17 protein-coding genes are annotated in these 24,273 nt (G+C 71.0%); 8 read left to right on the plus strand and 9 right to left on the minus strand.

Annotated elements, in window-relative coordinates; all coding sequences use genetic code 11:
* The 5 genes from FFT10_RS00300 to FFT10_RS00320 all read right to left on the minus strand — a co-directional run bounded on the left by FFT10_RS00300 (position 1) and on the right by FFT10_RS00320 (position 10,437).
* A complete protein-coding gene (locus FFT10_RS00300) occupies positions 1-4,758 on the minus strand; it encodes a hypothetical protein (protein ID WP_137730772.1) in 4,758 nt (1,585 codons plus the stop codon).
* Between the two features lie 46 nt (positions 4,759-4,804).
* Positions 4,805-5,875: a helix-turn-helix transcriptional regulator gene (locus FFT10_RS00305; RefSeq protein ID WP_137730773.1), complete on the minus strand. Its 1,071-nt coding sequence runs from the start codon at positions 5,873-5,875 to the stop codon at positions 4,805-4,807.
* A 206-nt stretch (positions 5,876-6,081) separates the two neighbouring features.
* Positions 6,082-7,509, minus strand: a complete 1,428-nt coding sequence (locus FFT10_RS00310) for an MFS transporter (protein ID WP_137730774.1) — start codon at positions 7,507-7,509, stop codon at positions 6,082-6,084.
* A gap of 1 nt (position 7,510) precedes the next feature.
* Positions 7,511-8,401, minus strand: coding sequence for an alpha/beta fold hydrolase (locus tag FFT10_RS00315; protein WP_137730775.1), 891 nt, complete (start codon positions 8,399-8,401; stop codon positions 7,511-7,513).
* Complete coding sequence (locus FFT10_RS00320; RefSeq protein ID WP_137730776.1) at positions 8,401-10,437, minus strand: NADPH-dependent 2,4-dienoyl-CoA reductase; 2,037 nt, start codon at positions 10,435-10,437, stop codon at positions 8,401-8,403. Before FFT10_RS00320 ends, FFT10_RS00315 begins: the two co-directional genes overlap by 1 nt.
* A gap of 185 nt (positions 10,438-10,622) precedes the next feature.
* On the opposite strand from FFT10_RS00320, the gene FFT10_RS00325 reads away from it, so the two are divergent.
* On the plus strand, positions 10,623-11,141 hold the full coding sequence (locus tag FFT10_RS00325; RefSeq protein ID WP_137730777.1) for an OsmC family protein: 519 nt from the start codon (positions 10,623-10,625) through the stop codon (positions 11,139-11,141).
* 119 nt (positions 11,142-11,260) lie between these two features.
* Positions 11,261-12,571: a toll/interleukin-1 receptor domain-containing protein gene (locus FFT10_RS00330; protein WP_137730778.1), complete on the plus strand. Its 1,311-nt coding sequence runs from the start codon at positions 11,261-11,263 to the stop codon at positions 12,569-12,571.
* Here the strand turns inward: FFT10_RS00330 and FFT10_RS00335 are convergent, their stop codons facing one another.
* The 4 genes from FFT10_RS00335 to FFT10_RS00350 are packed head-to-tail and all read right to left on the minus strand — an operon-like array spanning position 12,572 to position 16,668.
* Positions 12,572-13,537, minus strand: coding sequence for a DMT family transporter (locus tag FFT10_RS00335; protein ID WP_137730779.1), 966 nt, complete (start codon positions 13,535-13,537; stop codon positions 12,572-12,574).
* Positions 13,534-14,685 carry an acyl-CoA dehydrogenase family protein gene (locus FFT10_RS00340; protein ID WP_137730780.1) on the minus strand — a complete coding sequence of 384 codons (1,152 nt, stop codon included), beginning with the start codon at positions 14,683-14,685 and terminating at the stop codon, positions 13,534-13,536. Before FFT10_RS00340 ends, FFT10_RS00335 begins: the two co-directional genes overlap by 4 nt.
* Positions 14,686-14,689: 4 nt before the next feature.
* Positions 14,690-15,883, minus strand: coding sequence for an acyl-CoA dehydrogenase family protein (locus FFT10_RS00345; RefSeq protein WP_137730781.1), 1,194 nt, complete (start codon positions 15,881-15,883; stop codon positions 14,690-14,692).
* A gap of 11 nt (positions 15,884-15,894) precedes the next feature.
* The gene (locus tag FFT10_RS00350) at positions 15,895-16,668 is read right to left on the minus strand and encodes an enoyl-CoA hydratase-related protein (protein WP_162520660.1); all 774 of its coding nucleotides are present in this window, start codon (positions 16,666-16,668) and stop codon (positions 15,895-15,897) included.
* A gap of 144 nt (positions 16,669-16,812) precedes the next feature.
* Here FFT10_RS00350 and FFT10_RS00355 point away from each other — a divergent pair, with 144 nt between their 5' ends.
* From FFT10_RS00355 to FFT10_RS00380, 6 genes are read left to right on the plus strand one after another with little or no spacing between them, the layout of a single operon-like run.
* Positions 16,813-17,802: an AAA family ATPase gene (locus FFT10_RS00355; protein WP_228026896.1), complete on the plus strand. Its 990-nt coding sequence runs from the start codon at positions 16,813-16,815 to the stop codon at positions 17,800-17,802.
* A 2-nt stretch (positions 17,803-17,804) separates the two neighbouring features.
* On the plus strand, positions 17,805-19,223 hold the full coding sequence (locus FFT10_RS00360; protein WP_137730783.1) for a vWA domain-containing protein: 1,419 nt from the start codon (positions 17,805-17,807) through the stop codon (positions 19,221-19,223).
* 36 nt (positions 19,224-19,259) lie between these two features.
* Positions 19,260-20,171 (plus strand): MaoC family dehydratase, encoded by a 912-nt coding sequence (locus FFT10_RS00365; protein ID WP_137730784.1) that lies wholly within the window; start codon positions 19,260-19,262, stop codon positions 20,169-20,171.
* A gap of 20 nt (positions 20,172-20,191) precedes the next feature.
* Complete coding sequence (locus FFT10_RS00370) at positions 20,192-21,016, plus strand: enoyl-CoA hydratase (protein ID WP_137730785.1); 825 nt, start codon at positions 20,192-20,194, stop codon at positions 21,014-21,016.
* A gap of 3 nt (positions 21,017-21,019) precedes the next feature.
* On the plus strand, positions 21,020-22,726 hold the full coding sequence (locus FFT10_RS00375) for a class I adenylate-forming enzyme family protein (RefSeq protein WP_137730786.1): 1,707 nt from the start codon (positions 21,020-21,022) through the stop codon (positions 22,724-22,726).
* 22 nt (positions 22,727-22,748) lie between these two features.
* Complete coding sequence (locus tag FFT10_RS00380) at positions 22,749-24,173, plus strand: MATE family efflux transporter (RefSeq protein WP_137730787.1); 1,425 nt, start codon at positions 22,749-22,751, stop codon at positions 24,171-24,173.
* The last annotated feature ends 100 nt before the right edge of the window (positions 24,174-24,273 follow it).

Consider the following 24,273-nt stretch of genomic DNA (forward strand, 5'->3'; position numbering starts at 1 on the left):
TCACGACGTGGGTGCGGGCGTGGGTGCGGGCGGTGGTGGAATGAAGGTCACCAGCTTCGCCGCCAGGGCGGCGAAGCCCGCGACGGTCGGGTGCAGTTCATCGCCCCAGTCCAGGGTGTGGTCGGGCGATGTCAGCGTGCCGGTCAGGTTCGCCGCATGGACGTTGGACTGGCTGAATTCGCCCACGACGGTGGCGATCTGGCCGTTCAGCTCGGTGATCAGCGCCTCCATGATCTGCCGGCCCTCGGCCACGCTGTAGCCCCGCGCGCTGATGGGCGGTTGCAGCGGGGCTTTCTTGATCGAGAGGGCGGGCCGGCCGTCGGGGATCGGATGGTCGTAGCCCGTCACCAGCACCGGGATGGCCCCTTTGGTCGCACCGACCAGCAGCCCCAGTGCAGCGCGCAGATCGCCGGCCAGGCGGCCCTGGATGAACTGGTCCTTCTGGCCGTTGAAGAACGGCGTGCCGACAGCCTTCGGGTTGAGCATCTCGAACAGCGGGATGCGCCCGTTGCCGTCTTCGCGGTGCACATCGTTGCCGCCGCCGCTGACGATCACCGCCAAGGGCAGCGGCCTGGGTTGGACCGGATCGCTGGCGGCGAGCAGCGCCTGCCGGATGTGGCGCCAGATGGGCCCGGGGAAGGGGGCCTTCGGGTTCTCCTTCGCCATGCTGGACAGCAGCGTGCCGAAGGAAAACGGCGTGCCCATGCCGCTGGTGTCGTAGCCCATGGCCTCCAGCGCATCGTGCAGATTGCGTCCCTGGGCGAGCGGGTTGTTGATCCAGGAATCGCCCCAGCCGAGCAGCCGGCCCTTGGTGCCGGGCGCGAACAGCGCGGCCACCGGATCGGCGGTGCCGGTGAGCGGCAGCTTCAGGGCCGCGCTGAAGGTCTTCAGCGTTTCCGTCTGCACGGTGGTGGACCTGGACGTGCCGCCAGCTGCTGCCGGGTCGCCGGGCGCCGCTGCCGGCATCGGGCCATCGAAGTACAGCACGCCGCTGGCCGCCCCGCTGCGCAGGGTGTCCTGCCGCGCCGCCACCGCGGCCAGCACGCCGACGATCACGCCCATGGCGGCCAGGTAGCCAGGGCAGGCATGGGTGGGCGATGTCGGCATGTCGCGCCGCCCGCCGAAGATCGGCATCACATCGCCGCCGCCCCGCGCCAGTGCCTGCTGGGTGGCGGAGACGAGCGCCAGCACCACGGTGTCGCCGGCCTCGACGCTGCAGGCCGGTTCACTGCCGTCCTGCAGCACATGGGCGCGCCGCGCCGTGCGCCAGATCAGCTCGGGCACCGGCCGTGCCTGCATGGTCTCGCGCAGGCGTGCATGCATGCGCTGGCGGGCATCGGCCGGCACGTTCCAGCCCGCCGCGGCGGGATGGCTGGCGCGCAGCGCGGCCAGCGTGCCGTCCTGCAGCCATTCGGCCAGGATGCGGCGCAGGCTGCCGCTGGTCGTCGGCAGAAAGCCCATCAGCGCGCCGGCGATGGTGCGGCCGGCCAGGTCCAGGTCGGGCTGGCCGCCCGGCCCGGCCCGGGTGATCACGTCGTCCAGCACCGCGCGGGTCACCGGCGCGGTGGTGGCCATGTTGGCCGCAAGAAAGGCCTGCATCGCCCGACGCACCGCCTGGCCGTGGTTGCGGGACAGGCGGCGCGCCAGGTCGCCCGGCGCCGGCTGGAACGTGGCCCGCGATGCGGCGGTGAAATGGCCGGGGTAGCGGGGTGTCATGCCGCAGTCCGCGCCGTCCGCCGGCCAGCTGCTGCCGCCGCGGACGAAGTGCCCACCCAGTTCGGACAGGCCGAACCAGTTCTCGCACAGCGCGGCCAGCACCGCGTCGATCAGTTCGCGGGCATCCAGCGCCAGGTCCCAGCGGCTGCTGCGGTCATCGGCCGCGCGGTCCTGCGCATCCTGGACGAAGGCGGCCAGTGCGTCGCGGGCCGCTTCGAATGCGGGGGTGAACCCGTGGTCGAAGTCCAGCGCCATGATCGCCCGGTTGCAGGCCGCCGATTGCTGCTGGTAGGCCGAGCCGTCATCCAGGCCGAGGTAGATCTCGCCGATGCTGTCGCGCAGCCGCTGCTGGTAGCCGTCCACGGTGACATGGCCATGGGCATTGCGCAGCACCTCGTTGACCAGCGTTTCGCTGGCCACCAGCACGCCGTACGGCGTGCGCAGGGCGCCGCCGTGGAACTGGCGGATCGCCGCCCAGACCGACGCGCTGCGCCAGTCGGCCACGGCCTCGGGGTCTTCCAGCGCGGCCTTCCAGGCCAGCGCGGCGCGCTCGGCACCGGCGTCCTGCTCCAGCTGCAGCAGCTGCCGGATCGTGCGCGCGCCGTCGGCGGCGTCCCAGGGCACCGGGGGGGCCGTCGGGCTGGCCTGGCGCGCCTGCTGCGCCAGCCATTGCAGGCCGCTGCGCGCCGGCGCGAAGAGGTACAGGCCCCATTGCAGCCGGGTGATGCTGCGCACCGGCGCATCGACTGCGGCGCTGCCGTCCAGCGGCATGCGCACCACCTTGCCCTGGTGCTCGAAGCGGAACATCCGCGCATGGCCCTGGCGCGGCACCGCGGTGAACGGATCGGCATGGGCCGACGCGATGCCGGTGCTGTTGCCGCCACTGAGCCAGCGCTGCACCACCTCGAACTGTTCGGCGATGCTGGCGTTGTAGGCCATGAACACCAGGCCGCGGTCCTGCCCGTCGTCCAGCGGGCCGCCACTGCCAGGGCTCGGCCAATCCGGCGCCTTCGGGCCGAAGGGCAGGCCGGTGCGCACCATGCGCGGAGGCCGGCCGCCGGGAGTCTCGGTGAGGCTGCCCGCATCGTCCGCCTCGGTGGACACCGACCTGCGCGGGTTGGCCAGCCGGATGTGCGCGGCAAACGGGCAGCCCTGGCCCAGTGCGTCATCGGCATAGTCGAAGTCATTCGGCGTGGCCGGGTCCGCCGCCACCATCGGGTGCCCAGGGTACGCGCTGCCTTGGGGCCAGCGTCCCATCATCTTGCCCAGGACAAGCTGGCGGTCCAGCTTGTTGGCCTCGGCCGCGCTGTCGACGGCCTGGCGGTAGGTGGCCGTGTCCAGGCCCAGCTTGCGCACCACCAGGTAGCTGCCGTCACGCAGCCATGCCCGGGCCGGATCGCGGTTCTCGGGCAGGTCGGCGGCATGGTCGGCAGCGTTGTCGTGGCCCACCAGCACCTCGCCCGGCGCAACCTGGTTCGGGAAGATGGTGCCGGCCGATGCCCGGTCATAGACGGGCTGCGACTGCCCGTCGGCGAAGCCGAAGTGGTCGAGCCGCCGGCCCTGATCATCCACCCGCGACATCCACTGCACCGACAGCAGGCGCACGCCGTCCAGCCCTGCCAGCAGGTGGCGGGCGGCGTCGGCCAGCGCCCTGGTGGGCGTGGTCGTGTCGGCCACCGCGGTGTCGGACGGATCCTGCGCCGCGATCCAGCGCCATTGCAGCAGCACATGCACCAGTTCGGTCGGCACGACCGGGGTGGTGGGCGTGGCCTTCCAGGCCGGATCGAGCCCGGCTTCCCCGTTCAGCGGCGGCAGCGTCCAGCGGCGCGGGTGGTTGTGGCGCAGATCGCCCAGCAAGCCGCAGCGGTTGGCCATGCCCTGGCGGAACTCATGCGGCAGCCCCGCCAGGCTGCGCTCGTCGAGACCGCAGGCCCGCAGGCCTTCGGCGGTGAAGGCGATGTTCAGCACCACGCTGTGGAGCGCGGGGACCTGGTCGCCGCTGCCCAGCAGGGGCAGGGCCTTCTCGATCAGGGCGGCGCCGCCGGCGGGCAGGTCCAGTGCCACCAGGCAGAGCAGGCCGTGGCTGACGTTCGGAAACGGCGCCAGCACGCCGCCCTGCACATTGGCCAGCGGCAGCACCGGGGCGTCGGCCAGTGGCGGCGGCACCCGCAGGGCCGGGCGCGGGTTGGTCTGGCGGAACCAGGCCAGCTGATCGCGGAAGCGGGTGGCGGCCTTGTCGGTGGCCTCGGCAAAGGCGTCGATGTGCTGCAGCCGCGCAAACTCCGGCAGCAGCTCATGCGCGGCATCGAGCAGCACCTGTCCGTCGGCCGTACCGGGTGGGTACAGGTCGGCCAGGCGGTACAGGCCCGCCAGGCTCTGCAGGCCCTGGCGGATTGCCGCGCGGGGGCCGGACAGCGTGTCCTCCGGCGGACCTTCACCTCCGGGCTCGGTCGTCGTCAGCACCAGATCCCAGGCGATCTGCTCGGCCTCCGGAACGGCCAGCCGGGCCAGCGCCAGGTCGTCCGGGCTGCGCCGCTGCAGGCGCTCATGCACGGCCAAGTACTGGCCGTCCTGGTAGGTCTGGCCGGGCAGGGCGTAGAAGAACGGCGTGTCCACGCGGACGGACTCGAGCCAGTCGCGCCAGACCGAATGGCTGCTGCGCCAGCCCAGGGGATAGTTCTGCGTGTTGCAGAAGATCAGGTCCAGCAGCCGCGACGCCTTCTGCCAGATCACCCGCACGTACGCCTCGAACGGGCCGTCGAAGTTGACCGACAGCATCACCTCGCCCTGCGGCTCGAGCACCGCCACCCGCACCGAATGGATGGCGCCGACCCGCTCGACCGCGTCGGACATCGCCCGGAACAGCTGGTACTCGTGCGAACCGCGGCGCCCCGCATGCAGCAGGCGCAGCAGGGCCTGCGTGCGGCTGCGGTAGGTCACCGATTCCAGCGACGGCACCATGCCCTGGCGCAGCGGCGCGCGGACCACCAGTTCCGTCCCGCCGGCCAGGCTGGGGTTCTCGGTCTTGAGTTGCTTGCGCACGGTCTGTCCTCCCTGGAAGCGGGGTTGTGTCCACCCCTGGGCGCGCTCAGTGCGCCATTTGTCCTGCGGCCGCCGCCAGCACCTTGCCGATGGCGCTGCGCTCGTGTACTTCCAGGCGTTCGAACACGCGCTTGGCGTGGTAGCTGGCGGTGTTCACGGTGATGCCCAGTTCGCCGGCGATTTCCTGGTTGCTCAGGCCCCGGGCCAGCAGCAGGGCCACCTCGCGCTGCTGCGGCGACAGGCCCAGCGCCGCGGCGCCCTGGGCCAGCCGCAACGGCTGTGCCGCCAGGCGGGACAACAGCAGCGCCACTGCGGTGCTGCTGCCGTCGCCCGATGTCAGCGCATGGCGGCGAAACGCGAACTGGCCCCAGGCCGTGCGCACCATGTGCACCGCGTTGGGCGCGCTGACCACCGCCGCCAGCACCGCCGCCACAAAGCGCGGAAGGGTTTCGTGCTCGGTGCGGGCCAGGGCGGGGTTGATGGCATTGCCGTGGGCCAGCCGCACCAGGCGCGGCCAGTGGGCGTCGGCGTACAGCACGCGGCCGGTGCCTTCCTCCAGCAGGGCCAGGCCTTCCTCCACCACCTGGTCCTGCAGCCCGCGCAACGCGGGCGGTGACGGCTCGGCCACGGCCATGCCCAGGTAGTGCAGCACACCGGCCAGCGCCTGTTCGTCGTGCTCGTCGAACGGCGTGCTGCCAGCGCCGCGGTACAGGCTCAGCTGCCCGAGCGCCCGGCCTTCATGGCGCACGATGGCATACAGGAAATGCTCGACATCCAGCGCCGCCAGCACGTCGCGGTAGTAGGCGGTCTCGCGTTCCTCCGGCGTGACCGAGCGGCGGCTCAGCGGGTTGGCGGCCGCGCAGCGGGCCAGGTACTGGCGGCGGAACTGCGCGCTGTCATGCTGGGCGTGGTAGCCGGCCATGCGCTCGGGCTCGAGCATACGCTCGGCATACATGTTCGTGATGTTGCCGCGGTCGTCGCAGAAGAAGAAGCCGGCGTGGGATGCCGGCACGACCTGGCGCAGCACAGGCAGCAGCGACGGCAGCAGCACCGGCCCGGGCATTTCCAGGCGGCACAGCTGCCGCAGCGTGACGCGGGCGGATCCGGCGGCGCTCATGCGGGCACCGGCAGCATGCTGGTTGGCATGGGCTGGACGATCTGGAACATCGGGAGGCTCCTGGACTGCTGGTGCCGACGTGCGGCCTGCGCCAAGTGTCGACTGGCCGGCCACCCTCGAGCAAGGGGCGCCGGCAGAGCGTAGTCGCTGCGCTGCAGTGGCATTCCCACCTGTGCATGTGGGATCACCAGCAAGGCGGTCGGTCTTCAAGGCACCTCTGGCGGCGCCCCGGGTGCCACCCGGTGCCCCGACATCTCCGCCCCCGCATCCGCCGCCAGTTGCCGGTACCACCAGATCGAGGCCAGCGACAGCAGGCCCACCGCGGCAAACGCACGGTTGAAATCCACCGCCACCAGCGCCTGCCGGCCATCGACCAGGCGCGAGGCGTCCAGCAGCATCGCGGCCACCGCCACGCCGGCGGCCAGGCTCAGTTGCTGGGCCACGGCCACCAGGGCGGTGGCACGGCTCATGCGCGCCTGCGCCACATCGGCATACCCCAGGGTGTTGAGGCTGGTGAACTGCAGCGAGCGGAAGAACCCGCCGACCAGCAGCACCGCCATGATCACCGGCCCCGGCGTGGCGGCGGTGAACAGCGCCAGCGCAGCCATCATCGCGCTGCTGATCCAGGCGTTGGCCAGCAGCACCCGCCGGAAGCCCCAGCGCCGCAGGATGGGCGCGGCGGTCAGCTTCATCGTCACCGCGCCCACCGCGGCGCTGAAGGTCAGCAGGCCGGATTCGAAGGCGCTCATGCCGAAACCCAGCTGCAGCATCAGCGGCAGCAGAAAGGGCAGGGCGCCCACCGCCAGGCGGAACAGGTTGCCGCCCATGATCGAGATGCGCAGGCTGGCGCTGTGCAGCAGGGTCAGGTCGAGGATGGGGTGCGGCGTGCGGCGCGCGTGTTGCACATAGGCCCACAGCAGCGCGGCGCCGGCGGCCATCATCGTCAGCGCCGGGCCAGGGTGGGCGGACCGGCTGCCCAGCAGCGTGAAGCCGAAGATCGCCAGCGACAGGCCGCTGCCGGTGAGCGCGAAGCCGCGCCAATCCAGTGGCGGCGCGTCGGCCGCGCGCACCTGTGGCACGAACCACAGCGCCAGCGCCAGGCCCAGCAGGCCCACCGGCACGTTCAGCCAGAAGATGCCGCGCCAGTGGTGGTAGGTGGTGATGAAGCCACCCACCGGCGGCCCCAGGATGGGTGCGAACAGCGTGGGAATGCCCAGCCAGGCCATGGCCGACACCATCTCGGCCTTGGGGATGGCGCGCAGCAGGATCAGCCGGCCCACCGGCAGCATCATCGCCCCGCCCAGGCCCTGGCAGAACCGGCCCACCACCAGGCTGGACAAGTTCCAGGCCAGCGCGCAGCCGATGGACGACAGCGTGAACACGCCAATGGCGGCGGCGAACACCGTCTTGGCGCCGAAGCGGTCGGCGCACCAGCCGCTGATCGGAATGAAGATCGCCAGCGCCACGAAGTAGGCGGTGAAGGCCAGCTTCAGCGTCAGCGGATCCACCTGCAGGTCGGCCGCGATGGGCGCCAGCGAGGTCGCGATCACCGTGCTGGTCAGGCTCTCCATGAACAGCGCCGCCGCCACCACCAGGGTGAGCGTCCTGGTGGTGGGGGCGCCAGCGGCTGTCATGTCAGGGCGATGGGAAGGCGGCCAGTTCGGCCTCGATCAGCGTGGCCATGCCGGCCGGGTCTTCCATCGGCAGGAAGTGGGTGCGGTCGGGGCGGAACAGGTCGCGTCCCTGCGGGAATTCTGCCGCCAGCCCGGGCCAGGTGGGCGAGCCCAGCGGATCCCAGGGTTGGATGGCCGGGTCCATCGTGCGGGCACGCACCACCAGCACCGGGATGTCCAGCGCCCGCACCAGGTCGTAGGTGCCGGGGAAGTTGCGCGCCAGCGGGTAGACCTGGCCCTCGTGCTGCGGTGCGCAGCACAGCTGGAAGCCGCTGCCGCTGTCGGCAGGGCGCAGGCCGTGCTGGCAGTAGTCCATCAATGCAGCGCGGTCGAACACCGCATAGGGCGGCCGGTCGGCGAAGCGGTCGAACATCGCCTGCGGCGAATCGAACTGGTTCTTGCGCTGGGCGGCGGGATGCAGCTGGCCCAGCGGCACCGGCGGTTGCTGGTAGGCCTCCGGGGCGGACATCACCGGATCGACCAGGATCAGCCGGCGGAAGGCACCCGGCCGCTGCGAGGCCGCCTGCACCAGCGCATGCGCGCCCATGCTGTGGCCCACGCCCAGCGCACCCTGCAGGCCCAGTGCGTCGATCTGGGCAACCTGGTCGTGGCCGAAATGGCGCCAGTTGTCGAACGGCACCGCATCGCTGCGGCCATGGCAGCGCTGCTCGATGGCGATGACATGGCGCTGCTCAGGCAGGCGGCGCACCGCCTGGTCCCACACCCGGCCGTGGAAGCCGGTGGCATGCACCAGCCACAACGTCGGGCCGTGGCCACGGCGGTCGGCCTGCCATTCAAAGTGGGCCAGGCGGATGCCGGGGGCGTCGGTGAAGTGCAGGGTGGGCTGGTCCATCAGACTTCCGCGGCCATGCGGCTGGCCTGGTCGATGGCACGCTTGGCGTCCAGCTCGGCCGATTCAAACGCACCGCCCACCAGGCTGGTGTTCACGCCCAGCGCCTGCAGTTCGTCGTACAGCGTGCGCAGCGGCGTCTGGCCGGCGCAGACGATCACCGTGTCCACCTCGAACAGCCGCGGCTCGCCGTTGACCAGGGTGTGCAGGCCGGCGTCGTCGATCTTCAGGTAGTCCACGCCGCCCACCATCTGCACACCGCGGCGGTTGAGCACCATGCGGTGGGTCCAGCCGGTGGTGCGGCCCAGGGTCTTGCCCAGGGCGTCGGCCTTGCGCTGCATCAGGATCACCTCGCGCTCGCTCCTGGCCACCTGCGGCACCACACCGGTCACGCCGCCGCGGGGGTGGTTCTTGAAGTCGATGCCCCACTCCTTGGCGAACACGTCGATGTCCGTGGCGCCTGACGGCCCGGCATGGGTGATCAGCTCGGCCACGTCGAAGCCGATGCCACCGGCGCCCATGATGGCCACCCGCTTGCCGATGGGTTGTCGGCCCAGGATGGCGTCGATGTAGGGCACCACCTTGGGATGGTCGATGCCGGGGATGGCCGGCGTGCGCGGCTGGATGCCGGTGGCCACCACCACCTGGTCGAAGCCCTCGGCCTTCAATGCCTGCGCCTCGGCGCGGGTGTTCAGCCGCAGCGTGATGCCGAGCTTGGCGATCATGGTGCGGTAGTAGCGCAGCGTCTCGTGGAACTCTTCCTTGCCCGGCACGCGCTTGGCCAGGTTGAACTGGCCGCCGATCTCGCTGCCGGCATCGATCAGCGTGACCGCATGGCCGCGCTGCGCCGCCACCGTGGCATAGGCCAGGCCGGCCGGGCCGGCGCCCACCACGGCGATGCGCTTGGCCCGCACCGTGGGGTGGTAGTTCAGCAGCGTCTCGTTGCAGGCGCGCGGGTTCACCAGGCAGCTGACCTGCTTGTTGCCGCCGAAGGTGTGGTCCAGGCAGGCCTGGTTGCAGCCGATGCAGGTGTTGATCTCGTCCTCGCGGCCCTGTGCCGCCTTGTTCACCAGGTCCGGGTCGGCCAGCATCGGCCGGGCCATCGACACCAGATCGGCATCGCCACGGGCCAGCACATCCTCGGCCACCTGCGGCATGTTGATGCGGTTGCTGGTGATCATCGGCACGGTCAGGTGCTTGCGCAGCCGGCCGGTGACGCTGGCAAAGGCCGCACGCGGCACCATGGTGGCGATGGTGGGCACCGGCGCCTCGTGCCAGCAGAAATGGGTGCTGACGATGTTGACGCCGGCGGCTTCCACCGCTTGACCCAGCGAGACGATCTCGTCCCAGGCCAGGCCGCCTTCGAGCATGTCCATCGCCGAGATGCGGAAGATCACGATGAAGTTCGGCCCCACGGCCGCCCGCACCCGGCGGATCACCTCCACCGGGAAGCGCATGCGGTTCTCCCACGGGCCGCCCCACTGGTCGGTGCGCAGGTTGGTCTTCTGCACCAGGAAGGTCGACAGCAGGTAGCCGGCCGAGCCGATGATCTCCACGCCGTCGTAGCCCGCCAGCTTGGCCATCGCGGCGCAGTTGGCGAAGTCGTTCAGCTGCTTCTGAATGCCGTCTTCGGTCAGCTCGTTCGGTGTGTGGCTGCCGATGCGGCTCTTCACCGGCGACGGCGCCACGCAGTCGGGCGTGCGGGCCAGCGGGCCGGTGTGCAGGATCTGCATCACGATCTTCACGTCGGGGTCGGCGGCGTGCACCGCGGTGGTGATCTTGCGGTGCTGGTCGGCCTCGGCCCGGGTGGACAGCTTGCTGCCGCGGCCGGCCTCGGTGTTGGGGTAGATGCCACCGGTGATGACCATGCCCACGCCGCCGCGGGCGCGCTCGGCGTAGTAGGCGGCCATGCGCTCGAAGCCGTCGGGCGCCTCTTCCAGCCCGGTGTGCATCGACCCCATCAGGATGCGGTTCTTCAGCCGGGTGAAGCCCAGGTCGAGCGGGTTGAAGATGTGCGGATAGCGGGTGGAGCCGGTCATGGAGGCCTCGGAATGGGGTCGTGACAAAACCGCCGCGGCGGGCAGCCCGGCGATGGTGACCCAGGCTGCCCGCCCGAGGGTATCGTCGGAAGTGACGAATCGTCGCAGCTTGCCGCCAACCCCGATGGACGCCTGGGCCTGGGCTGGATAAGTTCCAGCCACCACAGAATCCCGAGAGCACCCGCATGAACGCCGACGAACTGCGCGCCATCCAGGCCCCGCTGAAGGCCCGCTACCGCGAGCAACCCGACACCGCGGTGTTCACCGTGCGCGCCGAGGGCCAACTGGGCGAGGGCATCACCTGCCGGCTGGGCACGCCGCGTGGCGATGTCACCGCCGGCCTGCACCCGGTGGCCGGCGGCACCGGCATGGAAGCCTGCTCGGGCGACATGCTGATGGAGGCGCTGGTGGCCTGCGCCGGCGTCACGATGAAGGCGGTGGCCACGTCGCTGGGCATCACCCTGCGGGATGCCACGGTGCATGCCGAGGGCGACATCGACAGCCGCGGTACGCTGGGCGTGGCCAAGGATGCGGCGGTGGGCTTCCGCAACATCCGCCTGCGCTTCGACCTGGACACCGACGCCTCGGACGAGCAGGTGGCCACGCTGGTGAAGCTGACCGAGCGCTACTGCGTGATCTTCCAGACCCTGGCCCAGCCGCCGGCGTTGTCGGCCAGCCACCGGCGCAGCCCGTCCATCGGTTGACCGACGCGGGGCGCCGCCGCGGCATTGACGGCCGCAGGCCGTGGTGCTGAACTGCGGCTGCGGTCCGGGGATGTCGTCGCCATGGTGCGGATGCACGGCCGGGCCGCCGGGAGGCGGCCATGCGCGTGAAGATCTTCGTCAGCCACAGCAGCAAGTACCGCGACCTGGCCGCCAGCCTGAAACTGGCACTGGAAGCGCTGGAATCCGACCAGGCGCTGGAGATCCGCGTCAGCGAACAGATGGCCGGGGCCACCGACTGGCGCCAGTGGATCGACCACAACGTGCGCACGGCCGACATCTTCCTGCTGCTCTATCCGCATGCCGGCATGGAGATGGGTTGGTGCAACTACGAGCTGGGCCGCTTCTACGAGCAGGACAGCCGGCGGCCGGTGGTCTGCATCAAGAACACCGACATCCCCCAGCCGCCGCCGGCCTTCCAGCCGTACCAGGCCTACGACGCCGACACCGACGGGCTGATGAAGTTCCTGCGCGAGCTGTTTGCCACCGGTGCGCTCACCGGCGGCCGGGTGCTGAATGCGGGCGTGGACAAGGTCACGTCCAAGTTCCAGGCGCGCGCCGGCGAGGTGGCGGCCGAGCTGGCCAAGCAGTTTGCCGACGCCCGGGTGCGTGAGCACCTCTACGAGCGCCGTCTGGTGGTCAGCGTGGTGCACGACGACCAGGGTCGCCTGGATGCCGACGCCTCGACCATCCATGGCAATGCCGAAGGCCTGCACCTGCTGGGGCTGAGCGCCGCGGTGCCGACGCGCTGGTCGGCACTGCAGGCCCGGCTGGGCGAGCACGGCGCCTGGCTGCTGGACCTGGCGCAGGCCGCGGTCAGCGTGCCCACCGGTGCGCTGCCGCCGGCGCTGAGCCCGTTCCGCACGCCCGATGGCATCTACATCCCGCTGGTGATCAAGGCCGAGAGCGCCGATGGCCAGGTGCGGCAGCTGGTGCTGATCTTCGTGCCGGCCCATGCCGAGCGCCTGGTGCCGATGCTGGGCTGGAGCTTCCCGCGCGGCATGCCCGACCCGGTGAAGTACCTGCTGCACCTGGTGCGCATGATGTTCCGCGCCCGCTGGGACATCCTGGAGCCGCGCTACCAGGAGGCCCGCTACAAGGCGCCGGCGCCGGCCCGCTGCCTGGAGCTGGCGCGCCTGGTGGTGGCCGACTACGACCAGATGCAGCGGCAGTCGGAGGCCGATGGCCAGTCCGGGCTGGATCGTTTCTTTGCCACCTTCCACAAGGACCTGCGCGGCGAGGTGACAGCCTGCGCCGACGACTGGATGCGCGGCACCGCCAAGCTCCGCGATGCCACCGCCTTGCAGGCCGATGAGCTGGCCATGTTGCTGAAAGACCTGCTGGACAACAACAGCCACTGGCTGGGCCTGGCCAGCAGGCAGTTCATGCACGCGGTGCAGGATCTCGGCTGATCAATCGAGCCCGGCCGCGGCATCCTGCGCCGCACTGCGGCGGCCGGCCACCGCATATTGCGCCCAGGCCACGCCGGCCAGGGTGAGCAGGGCGCCGCCGATCTTCAGGCCGGTGAAGCGCTCGCCGGTGGCCCACCAGGCCACCACGCCGGCCACCAGCGGCATCAGGTACTGCAGCGGCGCGGTGCGTGCCACGCCGCGGGTCTCGTTGACCCAGCCCCACACCAGCCAGCCCAGGAAGGCCGACACCAGGCTGGCCCACAGCAGCAGGCCCCAGTGGTACGCGCCCATCTGCGCCCAGGGTGCGTCCAGCGCCGCCGGGAGGCCGCCCAGCACGATCAGCGGGCTGCCGGCCAGCAGGCAGTGGGCCATCACCGCCTTGCCGCCGTGGCGCTGGATCAGCGGCTTGCTCATCACCGTGTAGTAGCTGAAGAAGGACGCGGCCAGCAGCATCATCAGGTCGCCACCGGTGGCGGCGAAGTTGCCGCCCAGCAGCTTGTCCGACAGGAAGATCAGCACCCCCGCGCAGGCCAGCGCCACGCCGGCCACCTGGCCGCGGCTGAGCGCCTCGATGCCGGCCCAGTGCAGGATCAGCAGGGTGAACACCGGCGAGCAGGCCATGATCAGCGCGCTGGAGAAGGCCGTGCTCCAGTGGATGCCGAAGGTGACCATGCTGACATGCAGGGTGTGGCCGAGGATGCCCAGCCAGGCCAGCTGCACCAGGTCACGCCGCGGCAGGCGTGGCCAGCGCCAGCCGTTGGCATGCAGCAGCAGCAGCGCGCCGGCCAGCGGCATCAGCAGGTAGCGGGCGAACAGGAAGGCGCCAGGCGGCAGCAGGCCGAACAGCGCCTTCTGCACCGCGAAGTTGGCGCCCCACACGGCCACCACGGCCAGGCCGGCCAGCAGCGCCAGCTGTTGGTGGCTGGGTTGGTGGCTGGTCGCCGGGTGATCGGTTGGCGTGCTCAAGCCGCGGCGGTGTCCAGCAGCAGGCCGGCCAGCATGCGCCGGTGGTGGCCGGCATCGCCGAACCAGGGCTGCAGCCACAGCGCCCGGCGCAGGTAGAGCTGGGCATCGCAATCCCAGGTGAAGCCGAAGCCGCCGTGGAACTGCACCGCCCGGTCGCCGGCCTGCACTGCGGCATCACCCGCCTCGGCCTTGGCCATGCGCAGGGCGATCTCGGCATCCCGGCCGTCGGCCAGCAGCGTGGCCGCGTGGTAGACGTGGGAGCGCACCCGCTCCAGCTGGCACAGGATGTCGGCGCAGCCATGCTTGAGCGCCTGGTAGCTGCCGATCTTGCGGCCGAAGGCGTTGCGGGTGTTCAGGTAGTCGACGGTGACGGCCAGTGCACCGGCGATGCCGCCCGCGGCCTCGGCTGCCGCCAGCAGCCAGGCGGCCTGGCGGATGGCCGGCAGCGCGCGCGCGGCAGCGTCGCCGGTGATCAACCGGTCGGCCGGCACCGTCAGGCCGTCCAGGGTCAGGCCGAAGCTGCGGCGGGTCTCGTCGATCACCGTCTCCCGCTGCAGGCGACCGGCCACGTCGGCCCGGGTCAGCAGCGCCAGCGCGGGGGCGCCGTTCAGTTGCACGCTGGCCAGCACCAGGTCGGCCACGGCGGCATCGGCCACCAGGGTCTTGCGGCCGCTGAGGGTGGCGGTGCCGCCCGCCAGCCGGGCCTGGCTCTGCAGCGCGGCCAGGTCCCAGTCGCCGTCGTCCTCGAACAGCGCCACCGAGCCCACCGCGCCGGTGGCCAGGCGCGGCAGCCAGTCGGCCTGCTGCGCGGTGCTGCCGCCAGCCAGCAGGCCCTGGATGGCCAGTTGGGTGGCGACAAACGGGGTGTGAAACAGGTGCCGGCCCAGCGGCTCGGCCAGCACCGCACAGGCGGCGATGCCCAGACCGCTGCCGCCATGGGTCTCGGGCACGGCGATGCCCAGCCAGCCCATGTCGACCATGGCCTGCCAGTGGGCGGGGTCGAAGCCCGTGCTGTCGTCATGTGGGTTGCCGAAACGGGCGCGCACCGCGCTGCTGGGTGACTGGTCGCGGCAGAAGCTGGTGGCGGCTTCGAGGAGCATGGCCTGCTCGTCGCTGAAGGTGATGCGGGCGTTCAGGGTGGCGCTCATCACATCAATCCTTGGGCAAGCCGAGCACCCGCTCGCCGACGATGTTGGCCTGGATCTGGCTGGGCCCGCCGCCGATGGTGGCGGCAAACGCGTTGAAGTAGCTGCGCTGCCACAGGCCGCCGTCCACCGCGGTGGCATCGCCCACCCAGCGGCCGGCGTTGGCGCCCTGCAGGCTGATGGCGAACTGCAGCAGCCGGCGGCTGTGTTCCGTCCAGCGCAGCTTCATCGACAGCGGAATGGCGTCGGGCCGCTCGCTGCACAGCGCCGGGATGTGGCCACGCGCGGCAGTGAGCTTGTCGCCCTGCGCCTCCGTGAGGAAGCGCACCAGCTGCTCACGCACCTGCGGGTCCTCGATGGCCGGGCGGCCGTCGCGCCGGGTGCGGCGGGCCAGTTCCACCACGTCGTCCACCCCCAGGTGCATGCGCGCCAGCCCACCGGCCTGGCCGCCGGCGGCGCCGCGCTCGAAGGTCAGCGTCTTCATCGCCACCGACCAGCCTTCGCCCTCGCGGCCCATCAGGCCGTCGGCCGGCACGCGGGCGTTGTCGAAGAAGGTCTGGGTGAAGCCGTACTCGCCGGTGAGCTTGCGGATGGGCACGGTGCGGATGCCCGGCGCGTCCATCGGGATCAGGAAGAACGACAGGCCCGCATGCCGTTTGCTGCCGGGGTCGGTCCGCGCCAGCAGGATCATGTACTTGGCATAGCTGCCCAGGCTGGTCCAGATCTTGGCGCCGTTCAGGATGTAGTGGTCACCATCGCGCACGGCCTTGGTGGCGGTGGCGGCCAGGTCGCTGCCGTTGTCGGGCTCGGAGAAGCCCTGGCACCAGACATCGTCGCAGCTGAGCATGCCCCGGATGTAGCGCTGCTTCTGCTCTTCGGTGCCGATGGCCAGGATCAGCGGGCCGGCCCAGTTCAGGCCGATGGTGTTGGGCACGAACGGGCACTTCTGCCGCGCCAGCTCGGCATTGACGATGTCCTGGTAGGCCTGCGGCCGTCCACCGCCCCCGTAGGCCTCGGGCCAGGCCATGCCCAGGTAGCCGGCCTCGTACAGCTTCTTCTGCCAGGCGCGCAGGTACTGGAACTGGGCATCGGTACCCACCTCCATGAAGCTCTCGGGCAGCAGGAAGTCGGGCTTGGGCGGGGTGTTGGCCTGCAGCCAGTTGGCCACCTGCTGGCGGAAGTCGTCCAGGTCGGTCGTCATGGTGTGGTGCCTCAGGGCTTGATCCAGTTCGGCTTGCGCTTCTCCCGGAAGGCGGCCATGCCTTCGGCGGCCTCGGGGCTGCGGAACATGCGGGCGCTCCACTCGCTGGCCTCGGCGAAGGCGGTGTCGCGGTCCAGCGTGGGGATGCGGCGCACCAGCTTCTTGCACTCGCCCACGGCGATCGGACCGCCGGCGGCCAGTGTTGCCACCAGGGCATCCACCGTGGCCTGCAACTGTGCGGCCGGCACGGCCTGGTGCGCCAGGCCGTAGCCCACCGCCTCGGTGCCGGAGAAGCGCTCGCCGGTCAGGAACAGCTTCATGCCGTGCAGCGGCCCCAGCTTGGGCAGGCACACCACCGAAATCACGGCCGGGATCACGCCGATCTTGACCTCGCTGAAGCTGTAAGGCGCCTCGTCGACGGTGATCACCAGGTCACAGGCGCCCACCAGGCCCAGGCCGCCGGCAAAGGCGGCGCCGTTGATGGCACCGATCACCGGCTTGGTGCAGTCCTGCATCAGCGCCAGCACCGTGGCCAGCGACACGCTTTGCTGGCCGTCGACCACCTGGCCGGGCGGGCTCTTCAGATCGGCACCGGCGCAGAAGGCGCTTCCGGCGCCGGTGAGCACGATGGCGCGCACCGCGTCGTCGGCCAGCGCGGCCTGCAGGTGGGCATGCAGTTCATTGACCAGCGCGGCCGACAGCGCATTGCGCTGCTCGGGGCGGTTCAGCGTGATCCAGGCGGCGCCCTGGCGGACGGTGTAGAGCGTGGCAGTGGTGGCGGTCATCGGGTCGGGCAGGGCAGGGTGGACGGGCCGGTTGGCCCCCGCATCATCTTCCATGGCACGCGCCCGGGCAGGTGTCACAGCCGGAACAGTCGGCCCCCGGGCCTGCCCTGACACTGGCAGGCCCCGCCGCTTTCCTGGTCCACCGTGCCCGCTGACACCCTGCATCCCACCGCGCAAACCCCAGGCCTCGCCTCGATCGACGCCGTCACCGCGTCGCTGGCCAGCGTGGGCTACATCGCCACCCGGCCCATCGCCACCGCGGTGTACCTGGCCCACCACCTGCGCAAGCCGGTGCTGATCGAAGGCCCCGCCGGCGTGGGCAAGACCGACCTGGCGGTGTCGATCGCCAAGTCGCTGCAGCACGCGCTGATCCGCCTGCAGTGCTACGAGGGCCTGGACGACAGCCGCGCGCTGTATGAGTGGAAGTACGGCAAGCAGCTGCTCTACACCCAGATCCTGAAGGAAAAGATCGGCCACCTGATCGGCGACAGCGACACGCTGGACGGTGCCTTCACCAAGCTGGCCGGCTTCCAGGACCTGTTCTTCAGCCGCGAGTTCCTGCAACCGCGCCCGCTGCTGCAGGCGATGGAGCAGCCCGGCGGCAGCGTGCTGCTGATCGACGAGATCGACAAGAGCGAAGAATCCTTCGAGGCCCTGCTGCTGGAGGTGCTGGCCGACTACCAGGTGACCATCCCCGAGATCGGCACCATCAGCGCCCAGGTGCCGCCGCTGGTCATCCTCACGTCCAACAACACCCGCGAGCTGGGCGATGCGCTCAAGCGCCGCTGCCTGCACCTGCACATCGGCTACCCCGACGCGGTGCTGGAGCAGCGGGTGCTGCGCGCCCGTGTGCCCGGCCTGCCGGAGCAGCTGCTGGGCCAGCTGGTGGCCTTCATCCAGCTGCTGCGGCTGCAGAACATCCGCAAGCCGCCGTCGATGGCCGAATCGGTGGACTGGGCCCGCACCCTGCTGCTGCTGCATGCCGACGCGCTGGACGAAGCCCTGGTGCGCGACACGCTGAACGTGCTGCTCAAGCGCGAGACCGACATCCAGGAAGTGCAGGGCACGCTGGGCCAGCTGGCCCAGGCGGCTGTGCAGGCCGCCGCCCAACCCGCGGCCCGGGCACCGGCCTGACCGTGGCCCGCGAACTGGGCCTGCAGGGCATCGACCACCAGCTGGCCGGCTTCGTGCGCGCGCTGCGCGCCGCCGGTGCCGAGGCCTCGGTGGCCGAGGCCATCGACGCCGCCCGCGCCGTGGCCCTGGTGGGCTATGCCGACCGCGAGACGCTGAAGTCCAGCCTGTCGGTGGCGCTGGCCAAGTCGGAAGAAGAGAAGGCCATCTGCGACGAAGTGTTCGAGCTGTATTTCCGCGTGCCCGAACGCGGCCAGGATGCCGAACAGTCTGCCGATGGCGACGGGTCTGACGGCGAGCAGCCGCCCGCGCCGCGCACCGGCGATGCCGAGGTTGACGCACTGCTCGACCTGGCCGAACAGCAGGCCGCCGGCGACCCCGGCGCCATGGCGGCCGCGCTGCAGCGCGCCGGCCAGAAGGCGGGCGTGGACGACATCCGCTTCCAGTCGCAGACCGCCTTCCTGACCCGCCAGCTGCTGGAGGCCATGGGCATCCGCAAGCTGGAGCAGCAACAGCAGCAGCTGGAAGCCGGCGCTGAAGGCGAAGAGGGCGAGCAAGGCGAAGCCGGCACCGCGCTGCGCCAGACCCTGGCCGCCGCCCGTGCCCGGCTGCAGCGCCAGGCCCGCGCCCATGTGGAGCAGCGCTTCGCCTTGTTCGGCAAGCCGGCCACCGAGGCCTTCATGGCCGAGGTGGCGGTGCAGCGGCCGCTGGGCCGCATGAGCCCGGCCGACATGGACCGCATGAAGACGGCGGTGGCCCGCATGGCCAAGCGCCTGGCCCAGCGCCACAGCCACCGCCGCCGCATCACCCTGCGCGGCCAGCTGGACCTGCGCCGCACCATCCGCGCCAACGCCGGCCATGACGGCGTGCCGGTCAAGCTGCACTTCAAGCACAAGCGGGTCGACAAGCCGCGCATCGTGGCGGTGTGCGATGTGTCGGGCTCGGTGGCGGCGCATGTGCGCTTCCTGCTGCTGTTTTTGTATGCGCTGCAGGGCACGGTGGCCGATCTCCGGGCCTTCGCCTTCAGCAACCGGCTGCGCGACGTGGGCCCGCCGCTGGAGACGCTGCCCTTCGACGACGCCATGGCCCTGATCCTGAAGGAAGTGGGCGGTGGCAGCACCGACTACGGCCAGGCCTGGCAGGACCTGTACGACCAGCATTGGCAGCTCATCGACGGCCGCACCACGGTGCTGGTGCTGGGCGATGGCCGCAGCAACATGACCAACCCGCGGCTCGACCTGTTCGGCGAGCTGGCCGCCCGCGCCAAGCGGGTGGTGTGGCTCAGCCCCGAGGGCGAGGGCCGCTGGGGCACCGGCGACAGCGCGCTGCTGCAGTACCGGCCGTTCTGCACCCATTTGGGCCATGCAGCGACGGCGGCCGATCTGGAGCGGGCGATCGACGAGGCGCTCTCCGCCTACGGCTGACCGCGACACGACAACAACGACCCGGAGACAACGACGATGGCAACCTTCAACCCCCGCGCCATCCTGGCCGGCAACGAGCCCGGCGCCTGGAGCGCGCCGGTGCCGATCACCTACGACCAGCGCGATGTGCTGCTGTACGCGGTGGGCATCGGCTGCAGCGACCTGCGCTTCACCTACGAAGGGCATCCCCAGTTCGCGGTCTTCCCCAGCTTCGCCATCCGCTGGGGCAGCGCTGGCCTGCAGATCGACCGCACGGCGGTGCCGTCGTCGCCCGGGCCGCTGATGATCGACGCCGAGCGCTGCATCGAGCAGCTTGCGCCGTTGCCCGTGCCCGTGGGGATCGGCGCCGACAAGGCCACGACCGTGCAGGTGCGCAGCCGCTTGCTGGCGGTGCACCCCCGCGGCAAGGGCGGCGCCTTCACCGAGTTCGAGACCGAGGTGCTGGATGGCGCCGGCACCGTGTGCATGCGCATCACCACCGGCCTGTTCCAGCGTGGCGTCGCGGCGCTGGGCGACATCGCGCCGTTCGAGGGCGCGGGCACCACCCGCTCGGTGAAGACCGAGGTGCCGCAGCGCCCGGCCGACGTGACCGCCAGCATCCGCATCGCCGACAACCAGGCGGCGCTGTACCGGCTGTCGGGCGACTACAACCCGCTGCACATCGACCCCGAATCGGCGAAGTTCGGCGGCTTTCCGGCGCCCATCCTGCACGGGCTGTGCACCTATGGACACACCGCCCAGTTGCTGACGGCCACCGTCTGCGGCGGCGACCCGGCACGCTTCGGCGCGCTGCGCGGGCGCTTCTCGGCGCCGGTGTATCCCGGCGACACCCTGCAGGTGCTGGGCTGGCAGGACCGGCCCGGCCGCCTGACCATCGAGGCGCGGGTGCAGGGCGGCGTCGCGGGCGACCGCACCGTCTTCAACAACGCCTTCTTCGAACACCGCTGAACACCGCTGAGGAGACACGCATGGCCCAAGACATCGACACCGGCACGCAAGACCTGCTGGCCACGCTGGACACCGGCGTGCTGACGCTGACGCTGAACCGCCCCGACGCGCGCAACGCGATGTCCAAGGCGATGAACCAGGCGCTGCAGGAGCAACTGGCTGCCGCGGAGTTCAACCACGATGTGAAGTGCATCGTGCTGACCGGCGCCGGCAAGGGCTTCTGTGCCGGCGGCGACGTCAAGGGCATGGCGGCCAGCGGCGACGGCACGGTGGGCGCACAGACCATCGACCAGGCCATCCACCGCCAGCGGGTCAACCAGCGCGCCACCGCCGGCAAGCTGTTCAAGATGCCCAAGCCCACGCTGGCGGCGCTGCCCGGCGCGGCCGCTGGCGCCGGCCTGGCACTGGCCCTGGCCTGTGACCTGCGCATCATGGCCAGCAGCGCGATCATGACCACCGCGTTTGCCAAGGTCGGTTTCTCGGGCGACTACGGCGGCACCTACTTCCTCACCCAGCTGGTGGGTTCGGCCAAGGCGCGGGAGATGTACTACCTCAGCGACCGCATCGGCGCCGACGAGGCGCTGCGCCTGGGCCTGACCAACTGGGTCTGCGCGCCCGAGGACCTGGCCGCCAAAACCCGCGAGATCGCGCTGCGCCTGGCCAACGGCCCCAGCGTGGCCTACCGCTACATGAAGGAGAACCTGAACCGCGCCATGGCGGGTGACGTGGACGACTGCCTGGACCTGGAGGCCACCCACCACATCCACTGCGGCCAGACCGAAGACCACCGCGAGGCCACCAAGGCCTTCGTCGAAAAACGCGAACCCGTGTTCAAGGGACGTTGAGCGATGAACCCCGTCCGCGCCCAGGCCATCGCCGAACTGACCGCCCCCGGCCAGCCCTACGAACTGCGCGAGCAGGTGCTCAACGGCCGCCGGCTGCGCACCTTCGTCAACGCACCGGCTTCACTGCGGGTGCTGTTCGAAAGCACCACCAGCGAGCTGTCCTGCATCACCTACCTGGACGAACACTTCAGCTTCGCCCAGGCCTGGGCGGCGGCCGCGCGCATCGGCCATGTGCTGGTGCATGACTGCGGCGTGCGGCCCGGCGACCGGGTGGCGATCTCGATGCGCAACTACCCCGAATGGATGCTGGCCTTCAACGCCGCCACGTCCATCGGCGCGGTGGCGGTGGCGATGAATGCCCACTGGCAGGCCGACGAGATGGCTTACGGCCTGCAGGACAGCGGCGCCAAGGTGCTGATCGCCGACCAGGAGCGGCTGGACCGGGTGGCGGCCTGCGGCGACCTGCCCGGGCTGCGGGTGCTGGCCGTGCGGCCGAGCAAGCCGCTGGCCGCCGGCGTGCGCAACCTGGCCGACCTGACCGCGGCAGCCGGCGAGGTGCCGATGCCGCCGGTGGACATCCAGCCCGACGACCCGGCCACCATCCTCTACACCTCGGGCTCGACCGGCCACCCCAAGGGCGTGCTCAGCAGCCACCGCAACATCGTCAGCGCGCTGATGTCCTGGGAGCTGGACCGGTTCATCGGCGAGAAGGTGACCGGCATCGTGCCGCCGGCGCCTGCCGTGCAGCCGGGCACGCTGCTGGCGGTGCCGTTGTTCCATGTCACCGGCCTGCATGCCAGCTACCTGGCCGGGTTTCGCGCCCAGCGGCGGCTGGTGGCCATGTACCGCTGGGATGTGGAGGAGGCCGCCCGCCTGATCGACCACCACCAGCTCAGCTCGATGATCGGTCCGGCGGCCGTGACAGGCGATCTGCTGCGCCTGGCGCAAGCCGGCAAGTACAGCCTCGCCAGCCTGCAGATCGTGGGCGGCGGTGGTGCGCCGCGCGCGCCCGAGCAGGTGCGCCAGATCGGCAAGAGCTTCACCCAGGCCCTGCCCGGCACCGGCTGGGGCATGACCGAGACCAATGCCATCGGCTGCGGCATCGGCGGGCAGGATTACCTGGACCGGCCGGCCAGCTCGGGCCGCAGCGCGGTGGTGCTGGACCTCCGGGTGATCGACGACGCCGGCCAGCCACTGCCGGCCGGCGAGCGCGGTGAACTGCTGGTGCGCGGCGCGTCGCTGTTCCAGGGCTACTGGAACCGGCCCGATGCCAATGCCCAGGTCTTCATCCCCGATGCCGACGGCGCCTGGTTCCGCACCGGCGACGTGGCCTATTTCGACGACGAGGGCTTCATCTTCATCGTCGACCGCATCAAGGACCTGATCATCCGCGGCGGCGAGAACATCGGCTGCGGCCAGGTGGAAGCTGCATTGCTGATGCATCCGCAGGTGCATGAAGCCGCGGTGTATGCGGTGCCCGACGAGCGCCTGGGCGAGGAAGTCGGCGCCACGGTGCATGGTGACCCGGCGCTGGATGTGGATGCGCTGCGCGACTTCCTGGCCCAGCACCTGGCCAAGTTCGAGCTGCCGCGCTACATCCTGAAGTCCGACGAGCCGCTGCCGCGCACGCCCTCGGGCAAGGTGCTGAAGCGGCAGATCCGCCAGGCGGCGCTGGCGCAGCTGCAGCCGGGCGCGCCCGGCGGCGCGTGACGCTGGTGACCGACATCGGCGCGTGACCGCCTCGCAGTCCTACGCCGCCGCCGGCCGCTTCACCAGCGGTCCGATCGCGCCCACGCTGGCGCGGTTTGCACTGCCGCTGCTGGTCACCAACCTGCTGCATTCGCTGACCGGCACCTGGGGTGCGATCTGGGTCGGCCGCAGCCTGGGGGCCGATGCGCTGACCGCGGTGGCCACCGCCACCGTGCTGATGTACATGGTGATGGGCTCGGCCATGGGCATCGGCACCGCCGCCGGCGTGGCCATCGGCCAGAGCCTGGGCGCCCGCGACATGACGGCGGTGAAGCGGGTGGTGGGCTGCGCCATCGCCTTCGTCGGCGGCTTGTCGCTGGTGCTGGCGGGGCTGGGCTGGGCGCTGACGCCGGCCATCGTCGACGGCATGGCGGTGCCGGCGGCATCCCGCGGCTTCGCCATCACCCACCTGCGCATGACCTGCCTGACCATGCCGGGCATCTTCACCTACATGGTGATGATGATGATGCTGCGCAGCTCGGGCGATGCGCGCACGCCGTTCCGCTTCACCCTGGTATGGATCGTCGGCGCGGTGCTGCTGACGCCGCTGCTGGTCTCGGGCATCGGCGCCTGGAGCGGTTTCGGCATGGCCGGGCTGGGGCTGGCGCACCTGCTGTCCAGCGGCCTGGCGCTGGCGCTGATCGTCGTCTACGTCTACCTGAAGCGCTCGCCGATCGCCCTGCATGGTGAAGACCTGCGCCACCTGCAGCCCGACCCGGTCCTGCTGGTGCTGCTGGTCAAGCGTGGCCTGCCGATGGCGGCCGAATCCGTCATCGTTCAGGGCGCTTACTTCACGCTGCTGGCGATGGTCAACACCTACGGCGCGGCCACCGCGGCGGCCTATGCGGCGTCGGCCCAGCTGTGGGGCTTCGTGCAGCTGCCCAGCAATGCACTGGCCGCGGCCATGTCGGCGATGGCGGCGATGAACATCGGCGCCGGCCGCTGGGACCGGGTCGACCAGATCGCCCGCCGCGGCTGCCTGCTGAGCTTCGGCATTTCCAGTGCCGTCACCGTGGCCATGCTGGCCGCCGGCACGCTGCCGCTGCAGCTGTTCGTGCCGCGCGATGCGGCGGTGCTGGCCGAGGCGCTGCACATCAACCATGTGGTGCTGTGGGGCTGGATCGCACTGTCGGTGACCATGGGCCTGTTTGCGATGATGCGGGCCAACGGCGCCATGCTGGCGCCCACGCTGATCTTCGCCGCCACCATGTGGGCCGGGCGGGTGCCCTTCGCCCATGCGCTGCAGCCCTGGCTGGGCGCCGATGCGATCTGGTGGAGCTTTCCATTCGGCAGCCTGCTGTCGGCGCTGGTGGCCTGGGCCTGGTACCGGCGCGGCAGCTGGCGGCGCAACCGGCCGATGCTGGCGTCGCTGGACAGCCAGTACGAGGAGGGCCACCTCGGGGAGTGACAACCCCGGTGACCACGCCACGCAAGTTTTCCGTCCGGCGGGCCGCTAAGCTCCCGCCATTGCTTCGATCCTGCCCCTGCATCCATCCCCACAGGAGACC

Source organism: Pseudaquabacterium pictum (assembly GCF_005403045.1).
In the GTDB taxonomy this organism is placed as follows: Bacteria; Pseudomonadota; Gammaproteobacteria; order Burkholderiales; family Burkholderiaceae_C; genus Pseudaquabacterium; species Pseudaquabacterium pictum.

What these genes read in the sequence shown, in the direction of transcription:
- FFT10_RS00320 (WP_137730776.1), bottom strand. Translation starts at nt 10,437, where the DNA reads ATGACCGGCTCCACCCGCTATCCGCACATCTTCAACCCGCTCGACCTG.
- FFT10_RS00365 (WP_137730784.1), top strand. Translation starts at nt 19,260, where the DNA reads ATGGCAACCTTCAACCCCCGCGCCATCCTGGCCGGCAACGAGCCCGGC.
- FFT10_RS00370 (WP_137730785.1), top strand. Translation starts at nt 20,192, where the DNA reads ATGGCCCAAGACATCGACACCGGCACGCAAGACCTGCTGGCCACGCTG.
- FFT10_RS00345 (WP_137730781.1), bottom strand. Translation starts at nt 15,883, where the DNA reads ATGACGACCGACCTGGACGACTTCCGCCAGCAGGTGGCCAACTGGCTG.
- FFT10_RS00305 (WP_137730773.1), bottom strand. Translation starts at nt 5,875, where the DNA reads ATGAGCGCCGCCGGATCCGCCCGCGTCACGCTGCGGCAGCTGTGCCGC.
- FFT10_RS00375 (WP_137730786.1), top strand. Translation starts at nt 21,020, where the DNA reads ATGAACCCCGTCCGCGCCCAGGCCATCGCCGAACTGACCGCCCCCGGC.
- FFT10_RS00315 (WP_137730775.1), bottom strand. Translation starts at nt 8,401, where the DNA reads ATGGACCAGCCCACCCTGCACTTCACCGACGCCCCCGGCATCCGCCTG.
- FFT10_RS00325 (WP_137730777.1), top strand. Translation starts at nt 10,623, where the DNA reads ATGAACGCCGACGAACTGCGCGCCATCCAGGCCCCGCTGAAGGCCCGC.
- FFT10_RS00310 (WP_137730774.1), bottom strand. Translation starts at nt 7,509, where the DNA reads ATGACAGCCGCTGGCGCCCCCACCACCAGGACGCTCACCCTGGTGGTG.
- FFT10_RS00340 (WP_137730780.1), bottom strand. Translation starts at nt 14,685, where the DNA reads ATGAGCGCCACCCTGAACGCCCGCATCACCTTCAGCGACGAGCAGGCC.
- FFT10_RS00350 (WP_162520660.1), bottom strand. Translation starts at nt 16,668, where the DNA reads ATGACCGCCACCACTGCCACGCTCTACACCGTCCGCCAGGGCGCCGCC.
- FFT10_RS00330 (WP_137730778.1), top strand. Translation starts at nt 11,261, where the DNA reads ATGCGCGTGAAGATCTTCGTCAGCCACAGCAGCAAGTACCGCGACCTG.